Origin of the sequence: Paenibacillus apis, assembly GCF_018333295.1 — a bacterium.
Classification (GTDB): Bacteria; Bacillota; Bacilli; order Paenibacillales; family Paenibacillaceae; genus Fontibacillus; species Fontibacillus antibioticophila.
Genome location: NZ_BORS01000018.1, coordinates 68,334 through 90,173 on the forward strand (window position 1 = coordinate 68,334; position 21,840 = coordinate 90,173).

A 21,840-nucleotide genomic window follows, 5' to 3' on the forward strand; every position below is an offset into this window, starting at 1 on the left:
CAGTGATCAAAAGCAGAAAAAACTTCCAATATGTTGGACTGCTGTACATTTCGCCGTGGATTATCGGTTTGCTGTTGTTTCAGTTGTATCCGTTTTTGTCTTCGTTCTATTATTCGTTTACGAATTACAACATGATCAGCGCACCGACGTGGGTCGGTCTGGATAATTATACTAAAGTGTTTTCGGGCGATCCCGACTTTTACCAGTCACTGAAGGTAACGGCAATCTACGTCCTGCTGGCGGTCCCGGTCAAGCTGGCCTTTGCTCTCTTTATCGCCATGCTGTTGAGCGCCAAGCTGAAGGGTATTAATTTCTTCCGCACGGTGTATTATCTCCCCTCCATCCTGGGGGGGAGCGTGGCGATCTCCGTATTGTGGCGGTTCCTGTTCATGAAGGAAGGAGTCGTGAACGCCCTGCTTGCCCGGCTCAATATCGGACCGGTCGATTGGCTGGGCAGCCCGGACGTCGCCTTGTATACGCTAGGCCTGTTGACAGTGTGGCAGTTCGGTTCTTCGATGGTGCTGTTCCTGGCCGGAATTCAGCAGATTCCGAGCGAGCTCTATGAAGCGGGTTCGATCGACGGCGCTTCGAAATTCCGGATGTTCTTCAAGATCACGGTGCCGCTGTTAACGCCAATCGTGTTGTTTAACCTGGTCATGCAGATGGTCAATGCGTTCCAGGATTTTACCGGCGCATTCATCATTACCGGCGGGGGACCGTTGAAATCGACCTATTTGTATGCGTTGAAGCTGTACGAGGAGGCATTTACCTTCTTCAATATGGGCTATGCGTCGGCGTTGTCGTGGGTGCTGTTCATCATCATCATGGCCGTCACGGCCATGATTTTCAAAAGCTCGGGCAACTGGGTGCATTATGAAGACGGGGGGAAATAACATGAGAGGAACCGGGAAATTGAAGGGCCGATGGCTGAATTATTTATTTTTGATTCTGCTAGGCTTAGTAATGGTGTATCCGCTCATTTGGCTGTTTGCCTCCTCGTTCAAGACGAATGCGGACATTTTCGGTTCGACGGGCCTGCTGCCGAGCACCTATGTGTGGGATGCCTACGCGCTGGGCTGGCAGGGCACGGGGCAATACGGCTTCTTGGATTTCTTCATTAACACGTTTGTTCTGGTCATACCAACCGTACTGTTTACGATCATCTCGAGTGTTGTTGTGGCTTACGGCTTTGCACGGTTTAAGTTTCCGCTGAAAACATTGCTGTTCTCGATCATGATCGCCACCTTGATGTTGCCGAACGCCTCAATCATGATTCCGCGGTACATTTTGTTCAATAAAATGGGATGGCTGGATTCTTACTTGCCGTTTATCATTCCGGCGGCTTTTGCGACCGGCGCGTTCTTTGTCTACCTGATGATTCAGTTCATTCGCGGGCTGCCGCGCGACCTGGACGAAGCGGCGACGATCGACGGCTGCAACTCGTTCACCGTGCTGACCCGGGTGCTGCTGCCGCTGTGCAAGCCGGCGATCTTCTCCGTGGGGATCTTCCAGTTCATGTGGACGTGGAACGACTTCTTCAACTCGATTATCTACATCAGCAGCGTGCGCAAATTCACCGTGTCGCTGGGGCTGCGCTTGTCCCTGGACGCCTCATCGGCCGTCTCTTGGAACCAGGTCATCGCCATGTCCGTGGTCAGCATCGTACCGTGCATTCTGTTGTTCTTCCTCGCCCAGAAATACTTTGTCGAAGGGATCTCGACGACAGGCTTGAAGGGGTAGACACGGCGGGATAGTGGGCTGGATCATAGAACCGTCGATTTCCAGCGCCTTTTGTTCGATCTCTGCGCGGCTGAGAATCCCCTTTTCAACCAATAGCTCCATAATTGCGCTGAGTGTTACCAGTTGATGGTAATGCTCTTCTTTTATATCCGCCAGCTTGGCGATCATATTGACCTCATTCATTGGTGAACCGAAGGGTGAATTCATCGGGATTTGTTCCTCCTTGTCCTTTGAAATAAATGGGAGCTGAAATCCATTCATTCCCGAAATTTTCCTTCATGGAATGCCACCGGAAGCAGCCGGGATATGTTAGAATGAATCTATAAATCTATCGTTATATTTATAGTGTAGTCTGGCAGGGCCCGAAACATTCCCGAGAACGCAAAAAAGCCGAAAAAAACCTCTCATACAATGCGTGTTCAAAAAGTCAGCTTTTCAGCACCGAGAAGGTTGCGAGAACCTGAAGAAGGAGGAACGGAGTGTAGGCGGACCCTACATGAGTACCGGACTTCTAGGGTGAACGCAAGATTCGACGTCGAATCAACCCCTTGGAACACTTCGTGATCAAAAGATGACTTTTTGAACAACCTCTTACAGGCAACCTTTGGACGGTTTATTGCGTTAAGTAGATAAAGAGTAAATCGGGAATATGGCTTTGCCGTTGTCGCATAGAGTGGGATGTGCAGCATTTGCGGGTAATGTATTAAGCAAAGATCGGTGATCAACACCGAGACCGGAAATGCATTTGAGGGGGAGAAGCGGATATGGGACTGTTCGATGATGATTTCTATTCCACCAAGGTAGCGAGACCCAGAGGGGGCATGCGGCTGCGCAGGTCCAAGGAGGAGCCGCACCACTGGAAGGCGCATGCAAGATCCGGTGGCTGGGCACCGTGGAAGGTCTCCTTGTTGTCCTCGTTGTGCGGAGCCTTTGTTGCCGTGCTGCTGTTCAGTTTGTTTACCGGCTTGCCTTCATCTTCCCCATCCTCCTCTTCACAGGGACATCTCACGACACTGGGCGCGACAGACCCTTATGAACGGATCAGTACTGCGGCCGCCAAAGTTGCCCCTGCGGTCGTGAGCATTCTCAATTATAACGATGATACGGTCAACGCGGAGCAATCGGCGCTGGGCTCGGGCGTTATTTTCAAGAAAACAAAAGATAAGGCATATATTATAACCAATACACATGTGATTGCGGATGCCTCCAATCTGGAGGTTATTACGAGTGACGGTAGTTCCCATAAGGTCAAGGTGGTCGGTCAGGACTCGATTAACGATATCGCGGTTCTGGAGATTGACGGAAAGGGCATTGAGTCGGTGATTGATCTGGGGGACTCCAGCAAGCTCCGTTACGGAGAGACGGTCATTGCGGTTGGCAACCCGCTCGGACTGGGGGGAACGCTGACATCGGGAGTTGTCAGCTATACGAACCGGCTGATCCCGATCTCGCTCAATCAGGACGGCATTTACGATTGGGAGCAGGAGGTCATTCAGACCAGTGCAGCGATTAATGAAGGTAACAGCGGCGGCGCATTGGCTGATCTGAACGGACATTTGATCGGGATCAATACGATGAAGATTTCCGATATGGGCGTGGAAGGACTGGGCTTTGCGATTCCGGTTAACGATGTGATGAAGACCGTGGATGATCTGATGCTGCATGGCAAGGTGGTTCGTCCTTATCTCGGGGTCTATACGCTTGATCTAAGTAATCCCTATGCGGGGATTACCCGTGAGCAGCGGGAGGATCTCAAGCTGCCGGCTCATGTGAGTGACGGGGTGATCGTGCTTGAAGCGCACGGACCGGCCAAGGATGCGGGACTCCAGCTTAATGATGTGATTATTCAGCTCGACAAGCAGACCATCGATTCGACGAAGGAGCTGCGGAGATATTTGTACGACAACAAGAAGATCAACGAAGAGATGGAGGTCTCGTTCTATCGGGACGGCGAGCTGCGGAGCACAACCGTGAAGCTCTCCGACAAGCCGAGCGATACGGAGATCGCCGAAGAAGAAAGCAAGTAGAAGCCATTGTAATGTAAATGACCCTAAGGATCCTATTACATGAACAGCGTTGGACATTGACGTCTCAGGTGTAATGGGGTCCTTTTCTTATGGAGTTCGAGAGGAGGAATGGAGGATGATTTCTTCATTTTCGGCGCAAGGAAGAACCGGGATGCTGCATATGATGGCCCAGGCCCCGCACGATGTGCTGGTGATCGGCGGTGGAATTACGGGGGCGGGCATTGCGCTGGATGCGGCGAGCCGGGGTATGCGGGTCGCTCTTCTGGAGATGCAGGACTTCGCGGCAGGAACCTCCAGCCGTTCGACCAAGCTGGTGCATGGCGGCCTCCGCTATCTGAAGCAGCTGGAGGTGGGTATCGTGGCCGAGGTAGGCCGGGAGCGGGCCATTGTCTACGAGAACGGACCGCATGTAACGACACCGGAGCCGATGCTGCTGCCGATTTACAAGGGCGGCACCTTTGGGCAAACGAGCACCTCGCTGGGGCTCAAGGTGTATGATTGGCTGGCCGGGGTGAAGGGATCGGAGCGCCGCCGCATGCTGTCTCCTGCCCAGACGCTGGAGCGGGAGCCGCTGCTTCGTCAGGAGGGGCTGCAGGGCGGCGGATTGTACGTGGAATACCGTACGGATGATGCCCGGCTGACCCTGGAGGTGTTGAAGGAAGCAGTAGGCCAGGGGGCGCTGGCGGTCAATTACGCCAAGGTGACGGGATTTCGCTATGATTCGGAAGGAAAAGCCTGCGGGGTTCAGGTGCTGGATCGTGTATCCGGTTCCACGCTGGAGCTGCGGGCACGCCAGATCGTGAATGCGGCGGGACCATGGGTAGATGCTCTGCGTGACATGGACGGCTCCCGCCAGGGCAAGGTGCTGCAATTGACCAAGGGCGTGCACCTGGTGTTCGATCAGGTGCGGTTCCCGCTGCGGCAGGCGGTGTATTTTGACACGCCGGACGGGCGGATGGTGTTCGCGATTCCGCGAGAGGGCAAGACGTATGTCGGGACGACGGATACGGTCTACGGCGCAGAGCGGGATATCGCGCGTCCGCCGGTGGAGCAGGCGGACGTTCGGTATTTGCTGCACGCGATCAGCGGGATGTTCCCGTCGCTCGGCCTTGCGGAGCAGGACGTGGAGTCCAGCTGGGCGGGCGTGCGGCCCCTCATCTACGAGGAGGGGAAGGCCCCGTCGGAGATTTCGCGGCGCGACGAAATCTGGACCTCGCCGTCCGGCGTGCTCACGATCGCCGGCGGCAAGCTGACCGGCTATCGGCATATGGCCGAGGCGGTCATGGATCGGGTCGCAGCAAGGCTGAAGCAGGCGCATGGCCTGCGTTTCCACGCGTGTGCGACCCGGGAGCTGCCCATCTCCGGCGGGCAGGTGGGCGGCGGTGACGGGTTTGCCGCGTTCGTGCGCGGCAAACGGGACGAAGGCGCCGCTCTGGGGCTGTCGCCGGAGCTGGCAGAGCATTGGGCGCGCCGGTACGGGGCCAATGTGGATCGCCTCTTCGCATTGGCGAAGGAGTCGATGAAGCGGCGCGCGGCGGCAGCGGCCTCTATGGCGGGTGCCGCTGGCGGCGATCTCGCGGCGGCGCCTGTAGAAGCCGGCGCATGCTCCGCTGCTGCGAAGCCAGCCGGCGCCGATGCTGGGCTGCCTCTGCCGCTGGAGGTAGAGGTGCCGCTGCAATATGCGATAGCCGAGGAGATGGCGGTGACGCCAGGGGACTTCTTCATTCGCAGAACGGGTGCGCTGTTGTTCGACATCGCCTGGGTTCGGCGCTATCAGGATCCGGTTATCCGCTATATGGCGAAGACCTGCGGCTGGCCGCCGGAGACGGAGGAACGCTATCGGCAGGAGCTGGAACGGGAGCTGCGGGAAGCGGCGGGGAATTGGACCGGGCGAGAAGATTGAAGCGTGAGGTAGGAGGTAAGAGCGTTGATGAGGTGTCGGCAGCAGATCGGTAATGTCCGGAATCGGCTGCAAGGCAGTCTGGAGGGATTGCGGCAGCTGACCAACGAACGCGAGGAAGGGTGCGGATAAGGCGAATGGCGGCAGGAGCGGTAAGCTCTTGCCGCCTTTTTAATGACTTCATCCCTTTGGAGCATTTTTTGACGGTTGATCTGAACGCTGTTCCTTATGAAGCACTGCTGCAGCACCTTGTTTTAATGCTTTATCCACACAACGGTTGAATTTAGGCGTCGTGACATTCACAAGCTCAGCAATTTTAGGAATATTCAATCCGTCAACGAAGAATAACAATATACGAACACGCTTAACAGGACAATTATTCTTCTTTTCGAGCTTGACTGATGTGTTGGAACTAGAGCATTTCAAGCAACAATACAAGCAATAATGCAAGCAACAATGCAAGCAACAATGCAAGCAACAATGCAAGCAACAATGCAGACAGCATACAAGCGTCGCAATCGATACATTTGCTCAGAGGGGAGTGCTTGGTATAACGGACATTACGTCTCCTTAAAGGCCACTATGGATGAAGCCAGAAATGTAACGGACATTTTAGCTCCTTAGGATAGGTGAGTTGCGTGAATCAGAGCCGATTGAGCGTCCTAAATGCCGAAAATGTCCGTTACCCTCCAAAAATGTGCGAAAAAGTCGGCTAACGGTTCAAAATGTCCGTTAGCAAATCCAAAGAAGATATTCCTTTCTAGCGAGTCCAAAAGCTTACAACGGGTAGCCTGCCCTTGGGGTATAAACCCCTGTTGCCATATCCCGTCTACTAAAACATAGATTTGGAGAATGAAAATCCTGACCACTCTCTGACCACCCACACCTCCAACGGAACCGTCTGCTTAGTTGCCATGGCTCTTACAAACTCACATTACACATGATAAATGTTGCAATATACAACAGTATTTTGTTAATCATTACTACAAACTTATAAAGTGTTGTATTATAAAAACGATATGTTATAATTAAAGCGATAGTTGAAGTACCAAGACATCTAGAGGAGAAGATAAGATGGAACAGTATTTCTTTCAAACGGCTCGAAGCATTGTCGCGGGCTGCGGCTCCTTGGAGCGGATTGTGGAGCATCTGCAAAGGCTAGGCTCTCTTAAGTCCGTGCTGCTTGTATCCCAGCCCTTTCTTCAAAGCAACGGCACGCTGGATGAGGTTACAAGTCTCTTGAATAGCGGCGGTATTGCCGTGCACTGGAATACCGATGTTCAGCCGGAACCGACCATCACGCAGCTTGAGGAGCTCTACAGCACGATAGCTGAAGTTCCCTGCGATGCCATGATCGGAATCGGTGGAGGCAGTGTCCTGGATGTTGTGAAGCTGCTGTCAGTTATGAAAACGAATAGCCTCTCTGTCCGGGAAATGCTGGGGACGGATCTGATCCCGAATCCCGGTGTTCCGACGGTACTGATTCCTACGACCTCTGGCACAGGCTCGGAAGTGACGCCTAACGCCATTGTGACTTTGCCGGAGGAAGAATTGAAGATCGGCGTAGTCAGCCGTTATTTGCTGCCTGAGCTTGTCATTTTAGATCCGCTGCTGACGCTTGGTTTGCCGCGTGATATTACAGCTTCGACGGGAATGGACGCTTTTACCCATGCGCTGGAATCATTTATTTCCAATAAGGCTAACCGTTTCAGTGACATGTTTGCGCTTGAATCCATACGCAATATTTCTGCAAGCATACTGCAGGCCTATCACCACGGAGAAGACAGGGAAGCGCGGGAGGCGATGCTGATCGGCTCTATGTATGGCGGAATGGCACTCACCTGCGCCGGAACGGCGGCGGTGCATGCCCTGGCCTATCCGATCGGCGGGAAGTTCCATGTACCGCACGGCGTCGCTAATTCCATGCTTTTGCCGCATGTAATGGAGTTTAACTTCGATGCCATTGTGGAGCGGCTGGCTCTTGTTGCCGAAGCGATGGGGCTTCAGACCGGAGCGGGCGGACAGCGCGATGCGGAGCGGGTGATTGAGCAAATCCGGCTATGGACGAAAGAGATGAATATTCCTCAGGATTTGACGCTCTTCGGGGCTGTACGCGAGAATATTCCGGAGCTTTCGCTCGCGGCTTCACAGGTTACCCGTCTGATGGGCAACAATCCGAAGAAGATGACGCTGGACGATATTGGCGCGGTATACGGCAAGTTGTTTCATTAAGGCTCCCTTGGAGAACGGTTTATTACTGCCTAAAACAAGGCGACTGGGTTATAATGGCATAAAAAAACAAGGATGAATCGTTGTATGAAAATTAAAACAATTGTCATTGCTCCTTACCCGGGGTTGTCCGAGTTAACGCTGAGTTTGCAGCAGGAGCTGCAAGAATTTGAAATTGTTGTGGAGCATGGAGATCTGTCGAGGGTGCTGCCATTGATTGGCCGCATTCATGCGGAAGGCTACGATGTCATTATCAGCCGGGGCGGAACGGCGAAGCTGCTGCAACAGCATTCCTATCTGCCGGTAGTGGAAATTCCCGTTTCGGGATTCGATATATTGCGAATTTTGACGCTGGTAAAAGGCTATAATGCAAAATGTGAAATGATCGGATTTCCAAACATTATCGAAGGCTTCATGTCCGTATCCAGCCTGATGGAGGTCGATATTTCATATACGGTTATCCATCGGGAGCAGGAGGTCGGCGCTGCCCTGGCAGATGCCAAGGCGCGAGGCGTCCAGGTTGTCATTGGCGACAGCATTACAGTTAAAATGGCCGCGGAGAACGGACTCCAGGGCGTGTTAATTACCTCTGGCAAAGAGTCTTTGATGGAAGCGTTCTCTAGGGCGGGTCAGCTCTATAAATCAGCTGAGAAGCTTAAGTTGAAAAATGAAATGTATGAGTCCATGTTGAGCATGCTAAAGGGTGGATATGCGGCAACGGACCAAGGCGGCAAGCTGGAATTCGCCAACACGTCGTTCAAGCATCTGCTGAAGCTTCCAGAAACGGCGGATACGCTGTATACCATGTACCCGGGGCTGCGTGAAATGCTCAGAGATGTAAGCCGGGGAGCGGATTTTGATCGGACGACATCCGTCTATGAGCCTGATCAGGGCTTGTATCTGCGGGCGCAATTGCTGCCTGCTGCGGATGAACGCCAATTGTATATGCTGCTCGCCTCAGAGGAAGAGCCGGAGCACAGCGGCCTTGCGGCCAGCTACCTGCTGGCGGGCGCTCCCTTTTTCTCCTATCAGGAGGAAGCGGGGCAAGAGACGGGCTTTCAGTCTTATCCTGCCGTCGTATACGGCGAAAAAGGCAGCGGCCGCAAGCGCTATGTCATCAATGCGACTCTCCCTGAATCAAGAGACGGTATCCTTTGCCTTCATATCCGCAGATCGTCGGAAGAGGTGCTGAAGGCCATAATGGAGCTGATGCTGTACGGCGGCGGGCGCGTCACCATCATAGAAGGGGTGGAATTGCTGTCCGCCAAGCAACAGAGAGAGCTGGCGGAGTTCATCGTCAAGCGCAAGATGAAGACGGTGTTTCTGTTTGACAGGGATCCGGAAGTACTCGCTGAAGATGAACAGCTAGCCGGAAAGCTGCTGCGCAGCTTTCAGAATCAGAGCATCTCGCTCCCGGCTCTGCGGGAGACGCCTTGGCTGGAGCGGAGTATCCGGGCATGCCTGATCTGGACGAATGAACGGCAGGGCAAGCAGATTGCGGGGATCCGCGGAGAAGTGATGGAAGTGCTTCTCGCTCATCCGTGGCAAGGCAATTTTACCGAGCTGCGTACGGTGATGGAGCTCTTTGTAGCGGCGGCGGAAGGTCCGTTCATTGAACGGGAGGCACTGACATTGCTGGAGGAAGGAAGCCGGAAAGCCCGCAGCGGTTTGTCACCGGCTCCTGGCAAGGAAGAACTGAATCTGCGTCAGCCGCTGGAGGATATTGAGCGGGACATCATCCGGACCGTGCTGGAGCAGGAGGGCATGAACCAGTCGCTGGCAGCCAAGCGGCTTGGGATTAATCGCTCGACCCTATGGCGCAAATTAAAAGAAAAATAACATTGAAGGACTGCTGCCCAAAGCAGTGTTCTTTCTTACTTGTATGGTTGCTGTTGTCTTGTATGGTTGCTGTTGTATGGAGGGGGGTTAGAAAATGAACATCGCCGTCATCGCGGATGATTTGACCGGGGCGAACGATACGGGGGTGCAAATGGCCCGGCAGGGCCTGGCCACTTCTGTACTGCTTGAGCTGAAGACGGGCGGCGGGAAACAGGAGGCGGTTGTGTTTGATACCGATAGCCGCTCCCTTCCTCCCCTGGAGGCTTATCAGAAAGTCAAGGATGTATGCCTGTTTCTGGGACATGACGGGAAAGCCTCACCGCCCGTCATTTATAAAAAGTTTGATTCCACGCTTCGCGGAAATATCGGCAGTGAGCTGGATGCCGTCTATGAAACACTGCAGCCTGATTTTATCGTCATCGCCCCTTCTTTTCCAAGAGCCGGACGCACGCTGACGAACGGAATTATGTATGTGAACGGGAGGCCGCTGCACGAGACGGAAATGGCTCATGATCCGAAGCATCCCGCAACAGAGTCGGCGTTCTCAGCCATTCTGGAGCGGCAAAGCCGTTATCCGGCAGCTTTTATATCGCTGGAACGGCTGAGAGGTGAGCGTGCTCTGCTTGATGAACTGATTGCGGGTCATCGCCAATCCGGCATTCCCTATCTGGTGTTCGATGCGGAGCATGAGGATGATTTGAACCTGATCGCATCTTTGTTCCCCGTCGAACTCGGAGGCCCGAAGGTGGTATGGGCCGGATCCGCAGGCTTGGCAGGCGCGCTGACAGCGCAAATTCTTCGCAGTATGAGAGAAGCCTCGGAGCAAGCGGGTGTGGTCCTGGAGAAGTCTCTCCAAATAGAAGCAGTGCCTATTCAAAATTCCTTGTATTACCATTCGAATAATGTGATTATTGTCGTCGGCAGCGTCAACCCGTGGTCGCGGCGCCAGTTAACCGAGCTGGTGAAGGAAGAAAGTGTCTATGCGATCGTTGTAGAATCAGATAAGCTGCTCTTCCCGAGCTCCTATAGCATGGAGTTGGACCGGGTGCGGGAGCTTGCCATCCGTGTCATCTCGCGGGAGGGAAAGCATGTGGCACTCTATACATCGGGCGATCCGGACGAGGTCGAACGGGTTCGCAGGCTTGGGCATGACAACGGTCTGAACGCAACGGAAGTTGGCGAGCGAATCAGTGCGGAGCTTGGCCGGTTAGCTGCCGATATTATCACCGAATGCGGAATCCGCCATATGGTGTTGACCGGAGGAGATACCGCGAAGCAGGTCTGCCGCCATTTAAGCGATGTCGAGATCAAGCTCATTGATGAAGTGGAGAACGGAGTTCCGCTTGGGCGGACACCGGGCGAATCGGGCAGATATATTATTACGAAAGCAGGAGCCTTCGGAAGCGACCAAGTTCTGGTGCGCTCCGTGAATACACTACAGAAAGGTGTGACATAATGAAGCCGATTATTGCCATTACAATGGGAGATGCAGCCGGTATTGGACCCGAGATTATTGTTAAGGCGTTATCACACCCGAATGTTTACGAGCTATGCCAGCCGGTTGTCATCGGTGATATGGAAAGCTTGAAGCGGGCAGCCGCCGTCTCCGGCCTGGGTGATCTCACCATTCGCTCCATAGCGGAAGTCAAGGATGGGCGGTTCCAGCAAGGCAGCATCGATTGCATCGACCTGCAGCTTCTGCCGGAAGCGGTGCCTTTCGGGCAATTGTCTGCTGCGGCGGGAAATGCAGCGTTCCATTATATTGCCAAGGCCGTTGAGCTGGCCAAGGCTGGCGAGGTCCGGGCAATCTGTACGGCACCGCTGAATAAGGAAGCCCTGCATAAGGGGGGGCATCTTTTTCCAGGGCATACCGAAATTTTGGCCAAGCTGACGGAAACCGAGGATTTCTCGATGATGCTGTCCACGGATCGCCTCAAGGTCATCCACTTGACGACGCATGTCGGGTTGATTAAGGCTGTAGAGCTGATTACGCCGGAGCGGACTTACAAGGTACTGAAGCTCGCGGATCAAGTGCTGCGAACAGCGGGGAATGCCAATCCGCGTATCGCCCTGTGCGGCATCAATCCCCATGCGGGAGAGGGCGGCTTGTTCGGCAACGGGGAGGAAGAAGAGAAGCTGGCTCCTGCCGTAGAGAAAGCGCAGGCGGAAGGGATGGATGTTTTTGGTCCGGCTCCGGCTGACACCCTCTTTTACAGAGCCATGCGGGGAGACTTCGATATCGTCGTCGCCTGCTATCACGACCAGGGACATACGCCGGTCAAGGTGCTTGGCATTGAGGCAGGCGTGAATATCACGGTGGGCTTGAAGGGCGGCATCATCCGCACCTCCGTGGATCACGGCACGGCTTTTGATATTGCAGGAAAGGGCATTGCGGATGAAAGAAGTATGCTGGAGGCGATTCGCTCCGCGGTCGAGCTTGCCCCGAAGTAAGCGTGTCGAGGGACACTTTGTTCTTCGAACTTCAAGATGCATGAAACAATAGGAGAGGGCTGATGACAATGCTGGAAGTGAAGGGAATTATACCTGCGATGGTCACTCCGCTGGATCAGCGGGAGGACATTAACGAGAAGGCGCTTCGGGAGATGGTGAACCGTTATATTGAAGCTGGAGTGCACGGACTTTTTTGCCTGGGAACCAACGGTGAATTCTTTAATTTATCCTTTGAAGAAAAGCTGGAGGTAGCACAAATTGTGGTCGATGAGACCCGCGGCCGCGTACCCGTATATGCCGGGGCAGGCTGTGCCGGAACGGGCGAAACCCGCCGTCTTGCGCAAAGACTGGAACAGGCGGGAGTTGATGCGCTTTCCGTGATCACACCTTATTTTCTGACCTACACGCAGCCGGAGCTTCAATATCACTTTGAAGCCGTTGCAGGAGATACCTCACTGCCCATCGTGCTGTACACGATCCCTGCCCGCACCGGCAACACGCTCAGCGTGCAGACGGTGGCCAAGCTGGCGGAGTTGCCGAATGTGGTTGGCATCAAGGACAGCAGCGGCAGCTTCGATAACATTTTGCAATTGATCGATCGTACGCCGGAATCCTTCTCCGTGCTTGCCGGAACGGATTCACTCATCTTGTCCACGCTCATGGCGGGAGGCACGGGGGCTATAGCGGCAACAGCCAATATTTTCCCTTCTGCAGTGACGGCGATTTATGAGCATTGGCGCGCCGGAGAATATGAGCAGGCGGAGCAGGCGCAGCGCGTCCTCCGGGATTTGCGCGCATCCTTCTCGTTGGGCACCTTGCCTTCCGTTCTGAAAGCAGTGCTGGATGAGATCGGTTTATCGGCGGGTCCGGCCCGGCGGCCCGTGGCTCCGTTAACGCCTCAGGCACTGGAGGAAGTGCGCCGGATGGTGACCGGTTACGTAGAAAGAGGCCTGCTGTAAATATTTTGTGAAATGTATTGCATTTTGCAACTTATTTTTAAAATAGGTAGCACAAAAAAGACATTGTGCGCAATTTTCCATGAGTTATAGCTATTTTTGCATTAATATTCTACTTCGGTCGTGAGATACTATTCTTAGAAAGACTCCTAGTATTTCAAATCACAGTATAAGGGGGAACACAGGGTGAGAAAAAAGAAAGCGTTTTATTTGGTCTTCGCGGCCTTGCTTACAGCAGGGAGCGTACTGGCCGGTTGCTCGCCGCAAAAGGCTGACACAAACACTACGGACAGCGGGAATGGGAATACGAAAGGAACCAGCAGCAGCTTTTCTTATTTGATGCACGATAAATTTATTAACTGGCTGCACGAGGACAAGTGGTATCCCTACGTAGAAGAGGCGACTGGCACGACCGTCGAATTTGTTCCCGGCGGATCGAATGACGATGAGTACTATGCTTCCGTCGACCAGAAGATTATTAGCCGCACCTTCCCTGATTCCGGCATTGTTTCTGTGTCGCAGGCTACCGTATACGGTGCCCAAGGCGCATTCGTCGATCTGGCTCCTTACATTGATGAATTCGGACCTAATATCAAGAGCTATATTGAAGCGAACCCAACCTATAAGACGTTAATCACCAACGATGACGGACAAATTTTTGGATTGGTTGCCGAAGCTCCACGCTTTGCAGACTTTATCTTCTATCGCGCCGATCATTTTGAGAAGGCCGGTATTACTGAAGTGCCGCAGACGATCGAAGAATTGACGGATGCCATGCGCAAATTGAAAGCGCATTATGGGAAGGATGATAAGAACTACTATCCGATGGTCGGCCGTGAAGGCTACATCCGCTTCCAAAGCGCGTTCAATGCTGCCGCTAATTATGATGACGGCGTATCCAGAGGCGTGTATGGTAACGGCAAAACAGGCACGGATCTGTATTCCGAAGGCTACAAGAAAATGGTTGAATGGTACAAAACACTTTATGATGAAGGCTTGATCGATCCGGAATGGGTAGCAGGCTCCGGCACAGAGGAGAGCTGGGAATCGAAAATGCTGACAGGACAAGGCTCCCTCAGCTACGATTACCTGACTCGTCCATCCTGGTTCATGGATAACGGCGGACCGGAGAACGATCCGGATTATAATATCGCTATCCTGCCTTATCTGAAGGACTTGAACGGCAATCCTTCCGTTCAGACGACAGAAACCCAGTACAACACCTTGAGAGCCATGGTTGTTAACAAAGACAGTGAAGACAAAGCGGAAACGATCATCAAATTCCTGGATTATCTCTATTCTGACGAAGGCCAAACGCTCGTATCGTGGGGCGTAGAAGGCGAAAGCTACAAGGAAGAAGGCGGACAGAAGCAGTACATCGTGGACTTCTCTGAGCAGGAATCAACGCCTGCAGGCGAACCGCGCTGGTCCTTCCTGAATGACCGTCTCACCTTCGTCAAGCCGATTGATAACGATGCGTTCTACTCCTGGAACACCGATCTTGTACGCAATGCAGCACTTGAGCTGTTCACAGACGAGAGCTTGAAGACCGGCGTACAGGTGACTTATACAGCGGATCAATCGAAGAAATTAGCCGATCTCTCAGCCAAGGTCAATGAGGCGGTTACCTCGGGCGTGACGCAATTCGTTACCGGCAAACGCGCAATGAGCGAATGGGACGCCTTCCTGGGAGAAATGGAAGCCGCTGGTTACAAGGACATCGTAGCCCTTCAGCAAGAAGCTTACGACGCTATGTATAAATAAGCATCAGTTTTCGGCCGCGCCATCCTCCCAAAGGACGGCGCGGCTCCTAACTACAAGGTACAATTCAGATAAAATTGGTGGTGGAGAAAATGATAACAAGTGAAAGAATGACGCCTCTTCCCCGGAAAACATGGGTTCAACGTTTTCTCACCTATATGAAGACAAACAGGCTGTTGCTGCTTATGCTGCTGCCTGGCTTGATCAGCTTGGTCCTGTTCAAGCTGGCTCCACTGGGCGGTATGGTCATCGCATTTCAGGATTTCAGTGCTTTTCGCGGGGTGCTGGGGAGTCCCTTTGTCGGTCTGGCCCATTTTCAGCGCATCTTTGAGGACCCTTATATTTGGACCCTTGTCAAGAACACGGTCCTTCTGGCTTTTTATTCCCTTCTGTTCACGTTCCCTGTTCCGATCCTATTCGCCTTGCTGTTGAATGAGGTTCGGGTTCGCTGGATTAAAGGAAGCGTGCAATCGCTGAGCTTTTTGCCTTATTTTATTTCTTCGGCCGTTATGGTCAGTATTCTGTATACGTTACTCTCGCCGTCGACCGGCCTTGTTAACGATATTTTGACCCGCTTTGGTCTGGATACGATCTATTTCATGGCTGAACCGGGATGGTTCCGCACCAACTATGTATTGCTACAGGTCTGGCAGACCTTCGGCTATTCTGCGATCGTGTATATTGCCGCCATGGCTGCTATTGATCCATCCGTCTATGAATCGGCTTCGCTGGACGGCGCCAGCCGCTTTCAACAAATGCTTCATATCACATTGCCTTCGCTTAAGCCGACGATTGCCATCATGCTGATTATCAGCGTGGGCAACATCTTTACGGTCGATCTGGACCGGATTTTGCTGATGTACAATCAAAGCGTTTATGAAACCGCCGACGTCATTCAGACTTATGTGTACCGCCTGGCCTTTGCCAGCTCGGGATTCCCGGAATACAGCTACGGCACGGCCGTCAACTTGCTGAAATCCGTTGTCGCCTATGTTCTGGTTGTCGGCACTAACAAGCTGTCCACTAAATATTCCGATACGCGACTATTCTGAGAAAGGAGAAGGACGATGAGAACGAAGATCAGCCTGTTCGACATCTGCAACAATCTATTTCTGTTATTGGTCGCTCTTGTCTGCACGTATCCTTTCCTCTATATATTCTTTCTTTCCATCAGTGACGGAAGAAGCATCGCCTCAGGGGACGTCGTGTTCTTTCCGAAGAATCCCAACCTTGAAGCCTACCAATATATTTTGACGAATTCGAACCTGGGCATTTTCCGGGGGCTGCTGAACTCGGGTATCTATACGGTGGTCGGCACGCTCGTTGCGCTTATAATTACGTATATGACAGCTTATGTGTTGTCCCGGAAACAGATTAAAGGCCGCTTTGTGATCATGAGCCTGTTCGTATTCACCTGGGTATTTGAAGCGGGAATTATTCCGGCTTATATTGTCCTGAACAAGCTTGGCTTTGTCGATAACTGGCTGGTCATGATCATTCCCAATGCGATCAACGTGCAGTTCCTGATTATTACGAAAACATTCCTGGACGGCCTGCCGCCTGAGCTTGAAGAAGCCGCCAAAATTGACGGCGCCAACGATTTCCAGATTATGAGCCGGGTCTTTCTCGCCATTTCCAAACCGATCCTGGCCACTATCGGCGTCTTCTATGCCGTGTTTATCTGGAACCAATACTTGATGCCGCTCATTTATTTGCAAAGTCCTGACCTGCAGACGATCCAGGTGATGCTGAAAAGACTGGTCATCAGCTCGGGCGATTCAAACACCGCCTTCCGCACGATTATCCAGAACGGCGTGATGCTGAATCCGGGCAACCTGAAGGCTGCTGCGATCTTCGTTGCCATGATGCCGATTGTACTGGTCTACCCATTTGTACAGAAGTATTTCAAGAAGGGGATTCTGATCGGTTCCGTGAAGTAAGCTCGACTAGAAGGCAAGGAATCCGACGGAGAGCCCCACAATTTACGAACAGAAGGAGCGCGTTATGTTAAACAATCCGATGATCGAAATCAATGACCTTACCGAGGACGGAAAGCTCTATTTCAACCGCCGCCTCGGCCTGGTAGAATCCCTTTTGCCCTGTGATTTTGAGACTAGCCATGCCTGCGATCTGCAGGAGCTGCCGAATGGCGATTTGCTCTGCGTCTGGTTTGCCGGCTCGGATGAAGGGAACTCCGATGTCAGCATCGTGATGTCCCGCCTGAACGCCGGCTCGGACGCCTGGACGCCTGCCACAAGAATCTCAGACGATAACGGCTTCAGTGAGCAAAATCCTTCTCTGTTCCTGCATCCAAACGGCGAGCTGTGGGTGATGTATACGGCCCAGCGGGCCCGTACGGCTAACGAGCCGCCGGAGTTCAACCTGCAGTACACCTCCAAGATTTACCGCAAGGTTTCCAAGGATAACGGGTATACTTGGGGAGATGCCGAGGTGATGTTCTCACGGGAGGGTTCGTTCTGCCGCCAGAAGATTCAGGTTCTCACGAGCGGAAGATGGATCTTCGAGAACTGGATTTGCTTCAATGACGACACCCGCAACGGCAGCGATATTACGGTCATGAACATCTCCGATGATCAAGGCGCTACATGGCGCAGCGTCGAGGTTCCCGGAAGCCGCGGCCGCGTGCACTGCAACGTGATCGAGATGTCTCCGGGCAAGCTGATCGGACTCTTCCGCAGCCGCGCAGCGGATAATATTTATTTTGCGAAATCGGATGACAACGGGGAGACCTGGACGGAGCCGGTGCGTACCGAGCTGCCGAACAACAACTCCAGCATTTCCGCCATCAAGCTGGCAAGCGGCAAGCTTGCTATTATCTATAATGATCTGCGCTTCAATGACAAGCCGGATATTACCGTCTGGCCGTTCGAACGCTGCCCGGTTACGGTAGCTATTTCAGAGGATGAGGGCAGAACGTGGCCGTACCGCCGCCATGTAGAGACCGGCGAAGGCTTCAGCGGTCATAAGAACTTGATCCGCAACCGCCGCTACGAGTATCCTTGCATCATGCAGGCTGCGGACGGAAGTCTGCATGCAGCCTATTCCTTCGGTAACCGCCGCACGATGAAGTTCATCTCCTTCACGGAGCAGTGGGTGACCGGCGCCGAATAACCGGGCTAAGCCCCGCCACAGCCCCAGCTTGGGGCTTTTCTTATCAATTGACAAAGAAAAAACGGTGCGATAGAGTGAGAGCATCAAATTTACGGTACCTTTTGGGGTGAAGCAGAGTTGGAAGATCATATCGTACAGCATTTTCACTCACCGACAAAAACACAAATGGAGCAGGCTCCCTTCATTACCTGGGCGGGCCACCGGAAATGCGGCAAAGACCATGTCGTAGGCCCGCGCATCCTTGAGAACTATAAAATGGTCTTTGTCCTCAGCGGCAAGGGCTATTTAACCCAGGGCGATCATGTCAATAAAATGCTGAAGCAGGGGGATATGTTTATCCTGATTCCCAGAGAGAAGCATTTTTACTATGCCGACCCCGAGGATCCGTGGGAAATCATGTGGGTCTCCTTCAACGGCAAGCATGCTTCCTACTATCTGAGCCTGATGGGGCTGGATATTAATCATTGCTGCCTGGCGGGCATCACGACGCCTACCATCATTAACAAGATGCTGCTGCTGATCCAGGAGCTTCCGGAGGCGAGGGACGGGCAGCTGTTATGCATCAGCTATCTGCTGCATATTTTTCACCTGGTGGAGCAGGGAGCCAAGCATTACGGAGAGACCGGCACACGTACAGGCTCCGAAAGCGTGGTGCAGCAGGCCGTTCTTTTTATCGAGCAGAATTATTACATGCATATTGATGTGGACATGCTGTGCAAGCACGTCAACTACAGCCGTTCGTACCTTTCCCGTTACTTCAAGCGGATCACGGGGATGTCGATCCCGGAATATATCAGCAAAATCCGCATCCAGAATGCCAAGGTGCTGCTGCAGGAGACGGACCTTAATATTCAGGAGATTTCGGCTTCTGTCGGCATTACGGACTCCCTCTATTTCTCCAAGCTGTTTAAAAATGTAACGGGAACCTCTCCCATGTCCTACAAGAAAAACAATCAGGGGCGCTGAGTTGAGGCTGTATCTATCGAAGATGAATGGGGGAATACCCATGTTTGATTTTGAGAATAGTGTGCAATTTGCAGAAAAAGACCTGGATCTTTTAACGGTCGGCGAATTGCTGGTGGACATGATTTCAGAGGATTACGGCGTTTCCTTTGAGAACGGCACCTATCACCGATATTTCGGCGGTTCGCCGGCGAATATCGCCATGAACACGAAGCGGCTGGGCATCCGTCCGCTTGTCGCCTCCGCGGTGGGAAGCGATGGACTTGGACAATTTTTGCTGGAGCATTTAAGCCGGTCCGGGATGGATACGAGCTGCGTACAGCAGGTGGATGAAGCAACCAGCCTGGTGGTCGTGACCAAGAGCAAGTCCACGCCGGTCCCGATCTTCTATCGGGGAGCCGATTACCGCTTGGCCTACACGGAGGAATTGCGTACAGCGCTGCTACGGACGAAGATCGTTCATTTCTCCTGCTGGCCTCTGTCCAGACAGCCGGTAAGATCGGCCGTGGAGCAAGTGATCCGGGACGCCCGCCAGAACGGGACGCTCGTCTGCTTTGATCCCAATTACCATCCGGCATTATGGGAGAAGGGAGAGGATGGGATTGAGTATATCAAGTCGATCCTTCCTCTTGTCGATATCGCCAAGCCGTCCGAGGACGATGCCGAGCGGCTGTTCGGGAAGGACACGCCGGAGAATCAGCTTCAGCGGTTTCTGGATCTCGGCGTGAAGCTGGTCATTCTGACTTTAGGGAAGGACGGCGCGCTCGTCTCGAACGGGCGGGAGACGGTGAAGCTGGAGACGCTGGCTACGCAGGTGACGGATACCACGGGAGCAGGGGATGCCTTCTGGTCCGGGTTCTATGCGGCGCTTGTTAAGGGGTATCCGGTTCGCCGGGCACTGAAGTTCGGGCTGGCGGTCAGCGCGTACAAGCTGCAATATACAGGGGCGGTCGTAGAGCTGCCGGCACTTGAGACATTCCAAGAGAAGTACCCAATCTAGGAGGGCGAGAGTCATGGCTGTTCACAATCAAGTACAACTGATTACGTATCCCGACTCGCTAGGCGGGAGCCTGCAGACCTTAAAAAAGGTGCTCGATGAGCATTTTCATGATATTTTCAAGGGCGGGATTCATATCCTTCCTCCATTTCCCTCCTCGGGAGACCGGGGCTTTGCTCCGCTTACTTATTTTGAAATCGAGCCTGCCTTTGGCTCGTGGGAAGACATTAAGGCGATCGGGGCAAAGCATGATGTGCTGCTGGACGTGATGGTCAATCATATTTCCCGGCAATCGGCGTATTTTCAGGACTTCCTCAAGCAGGGAAGACGCTCCCCGTACGCAGATCTGTTCCTGACGCTCGATAAAATCTGGGAGGACGGGCAACCCGTTCAGGCCGACATCGATAAAATGTTTCTCCGCCGTCCCTTGCCGTATTCCACGTTCACGATTGAAGAGACCGGGGAAGAGGAGAAGGTATGGACGACCTTCGGCAAAACCGATCCTTCGGAGCAGATTGATCTCGATATTCACTCGGATCAGGTCAAACGTCTGCTGACCGAGATCTTCGAGAACTTCCGCAACAACAACGTCAAGATTGTGCGGCTGGATGCCGTGGGCTACATCATCAAGAAGCTGGGCACGAGCTGCTTCTTCGTCGAGCCGGAAATTTACGGCTTTCTGGACTGGATCAAGGAGCTGGCCGATTCATTGGATATCGAGCTGCTGCCGGAGGTTCATGCCCACTACAACATTCAATATAAGCTGGCGGAGCACGGTTTCTGGATTTATGATTTCATTCTGCCTTATCGCATTCTGGATACGCTCGTTAATAAAAATGCGAAGGCGCTGAAGGAATATCTGATCACGCGTCCTGCGAAGCAGTTCACGATGCTGGACTGCCATGACGGCATCCCCGTCAAGCCTGATCTCGACGGATTAATCGACACGAAAGCAGCACGCGAGCTGGTCGATACCTGTCTGGAACGCGGCTCCAATCTAAGTCTGATCGTCTCTGACGAGCATAAGGATGCGGATGGATTCGACGTGCACCAGATCCGCTGCAGCTACTATTCCGTACTGAACAGCGATGATGATGCTTATCTGGCGGCCCGCGCCATCCAGTTCTTCGCTCCGGGTATCCCGCAGGTCTATTACGTCGGGCTATTAGCGGGAGAGAACGATGAAGAAGGGGTTCGCCGCACAGGAGAAGGGCGGGAGATCAACCGTCAGAACTTTAGTGTAGGCGAGATCGAACAGGCGCTTGGCAAAAGCGCGGTCCAGCGCCTGCTTGCGCTGATCCGGTTCCGCAACGAGTACGACGCCTTTAACGGTGACTTCCGTGTACTGGAATCGGCAAGCCATGAAGTCCGGCTGGAGTGGACCAAGGGAGATCTGCGCTGCACGCTGCAGCTTGATCTGGGCACGAACCGGACGGTTATCGATTATGTGGACGCAGACGGGACAACGGTTCAATTCGTAGTGTAGGGAAGGGGAATATAAAAGAGGGTGTCCCAGAAGTTATCATAAGCTGAGGGGCACCCTCTTTCATTTCGTCAAACATAAAGAAACCGCTCTTTGGAAAATGGAGGTATCACCCAACCATAACCAAAGGGGACGGTTTCTTTGTACATTCAAACATTCGATATAGCAAGGATCAACTCTGTTTCCCAATATAAGCAAAGCGGTACCTTTGATCCAAGGGAAGGAAGTACTTGGTCTAGTTATAATGAACGAAACCGACATCCTAATTGCTACTACGTAGGTTAATTGTGGAAATAATGAGAAGTAAGCTCAACCCATTGGACTTTCCACAATCAGAGCTATAAAACAAAAAGGAGTCGGTC

The 21,840-nt window shown here is 53.0% G+C and carries 17 protein-coding genes; all 17 read left to right on the forward strand.

Annotated elements, in window-relative coordinates; translation table 11 throughout:
• The first annotated feature begins 2 nt into the window (after positions 1–2).
• The 17 genes from KI362_RS21345 (at position 3) to gtfA (ending at position 21,481) form a co-directional block, all read left to right on the forward strand.
• The gene (locus KI362_RS21345) at positions 3–893 is read left to right on the forward strand and encodes a carbohydrate ABC transporter permease (RefSeq protein WP_301630302.1); all 891 of its coding nucleotides are present in this window, start codon (positions 3–5) and stop codon (positions 891–893) included.
• A 1-nt stretch (position 894) separates the two neighbouring features.
• The gene (locus KI362_RS21350) at positions 895–1,740 is read left to right on the forward strand and encodes a carbohydrate ABC transporter permease (protein ID WP_301630303.1); all 846 of its coding nucleotides are present in this window, start codon (positions 895–897) and stop codon (positions 1,738–1,740) included.
• Positions 1,741–2,504: 764 nt separating this feature from the next.
• The gene (locus tag KI362_RS21355; protein ID WP_301630305.1) at positions 2,505–3,767 is read left to right on the forward strand and encodes a S1C family serine protease; all 1,263 of its coding nucleotides are present in this window, start codon (positions 2,505–2,507) and stop codon (positions 3,765–3,767) included.
• 115 nt (positions 3,768–3,882) lie between these two features.
• The gene (locus KI362_RS21360) at positions 3,883–5,670 is read left to right on the forward strand and encodes a glycerol-3-phosphate dehydrogenase/oxidase (protein WP_301630307.1); all 1,788 of its coding nucleotides are present in this window, start codon (positions 3,883–3,885) and stop codon (positions 5,668–5,670) included.
• A gap of 134 nt (positions 5,671–5,804) precedes the next feature.
• Positions 5,805–5,948 carry a hypothetical protein gene (locus KI362_RS21365; protein ID WP_301630309.1) on the forward strand — a complete coding sequence of 48 codons (144 nt, stop codon included), beginning with the start codon at positions 5,805–5,807 and terminating at the stop codon, positions 5,946–5,948.
• 793 nt (positions 5,949–6,741) lie between these two features.
• On the forward strand, positions 6,742–7,899 hold the full coding sequence (locus KI362_RS21370) for an iron-containing alcohol dehydrogenase (protein ID WP_301630311.1): 1,158 nt from the start codon (positions 6,742–6,744) through the stop codon (positions 7,897–7,899).
• An 84-nt stretch (positions 7,900–7,983) separates the two neighbouring features.
• A complete protein-coding gene (locus KI362_RS21375; RefSeq protein WP_301630313.1) occupies positions 7,984–9,735 on the forward strand; it encodes a sigma-54-dependent transcriptional regulator in 1,752 nt (583 codons plus the stop codon).
• Positions 9,736–9,829: 94 nt separating this feature from the next.
• The gene (locus KI362_RS21380; protein ID WP_301630314.1) at positions 9,830–11,191 is read left to right on the forward strand and encodes a four-carbon acid sugar kinase family protein; all 1,362 of its coding nucleotides are present in this window, start codon (positions 9,830–9,832) and stop codon (positions 11,189–11,191) included.
• The gene (gene pdxA / locus KI362_RS21385) at positions 11,191–12,186 is read left to right on the forward strand and encodes a 4-hydroxythreonine-4-phosphate dehydrogenase PdxA (protein ID WP_301630316.1); all 996 of its coding nucleotides are present in this window, start codon (positions 11,191–11,193) and stop codon (positions 12,184–12,186) included. The genes KI362_RS21380 and pdxA overlap by 1 nt, the downstream gene beginning before the upstream one ends.
• Positions 12,187–12,254: 68 nt before the next feature.
• Entirely contained in the window at positions 12,255–13,145 is an 891-nt protein-coding gene (dapA, locus tag KI362_RS21390) for a 4-hydroxy-tetrahydrodipicolinate synthase (RefSeq protein WP_374705697.1), read from the forward strand.
• 183 nt (positions 13,146–13,328) lie between these two features.
• The gene (locus KI362_RS21395; RefSeq protein ID WP_301630320.1) at positions 13,329–14,906 is read left to right on the forward strand and encodes an extracellular solute-binding protein; all 1,578 of its coding nucleotides are present in this window, start codon (positions 13,329–13,331) and stop codon (positions 14,904–14,906) included.
• A 155-nt stretch (positions 14,907–15,061) separates the two neighbouring features.
• Positions 15,062–15,955 carry an ABC transporter permease gene (locus KI362_RS21400; RefSeq protein WP_199558844.1) on the forward strand — a complete coding sequence of 298 codons (894 nt, stop codon included), beginning with the start codon at positions 15,062–15,064 and terminating at the stop codon, positions 15,953–15,955.
• 15 nt (positions 15,956–15,970) lie between these two features.
• Positions 15,971–16,843, forward strand: coding sequence for a carbohydrate ABC transporter permease (locus KI362_RS21405; RefSeq protein ID WP_044481527.1), 873 nt, complete (start codon positions 15,971–15,973; stop codon positions 16,841–16,843).
• 79 nt (positions 16,844–16,922) lie between these two features.
• Positions 16,923–18,035: a sialidase family protein gene (locus tag KI362_RS21410; RefSeq protein WP_301630323.1), complete on the forward strand. Its 1,113-nt coding sequence runs from the start codon at positions 16,923–16,925 to the stop codon at positions 18,033–18,035.
• A 117-nt stretch (positions 18,036–18,152) separates the two neighbouring features.
• Positions 18,153–19,001, forward strand: a complete 849-nt coding sequence (locus KI362_RS21415) for an AraC family transcriptional regulator (RefSeq protein ID WP_301630325.1) — start codon at positions 18,153–18,155, stop codon at positions 18,999–19,001.
• A 40-nt stretch (positions 19,002–19,041) separates the two neighbouring features.
• Entirely contained in the window at positions 19,042–19,998 is a 957-nt protein-coding gene (locus KI362_RS21420) for a carbohydrate kinase family protein (RefSeq protein ID WP_212942240.1), read from the forward strand.
• A 13-nt stretch (positions 19,999–20,011) separates the two neighbouring features.
• Positions 20,012–21,481 (forward strand): sucrose phosphorylase, encoded by a 1,470-nt coding sequence (gene gtfA / locus KI362_RS21425; protein WP_301630328.1) that lies wholly within the window; start codon positions 20,012–20,014, stop codon positions 21,479–21,481.
• Positions 21,482–21,840 lie beyond the last annotated feature (359 nt).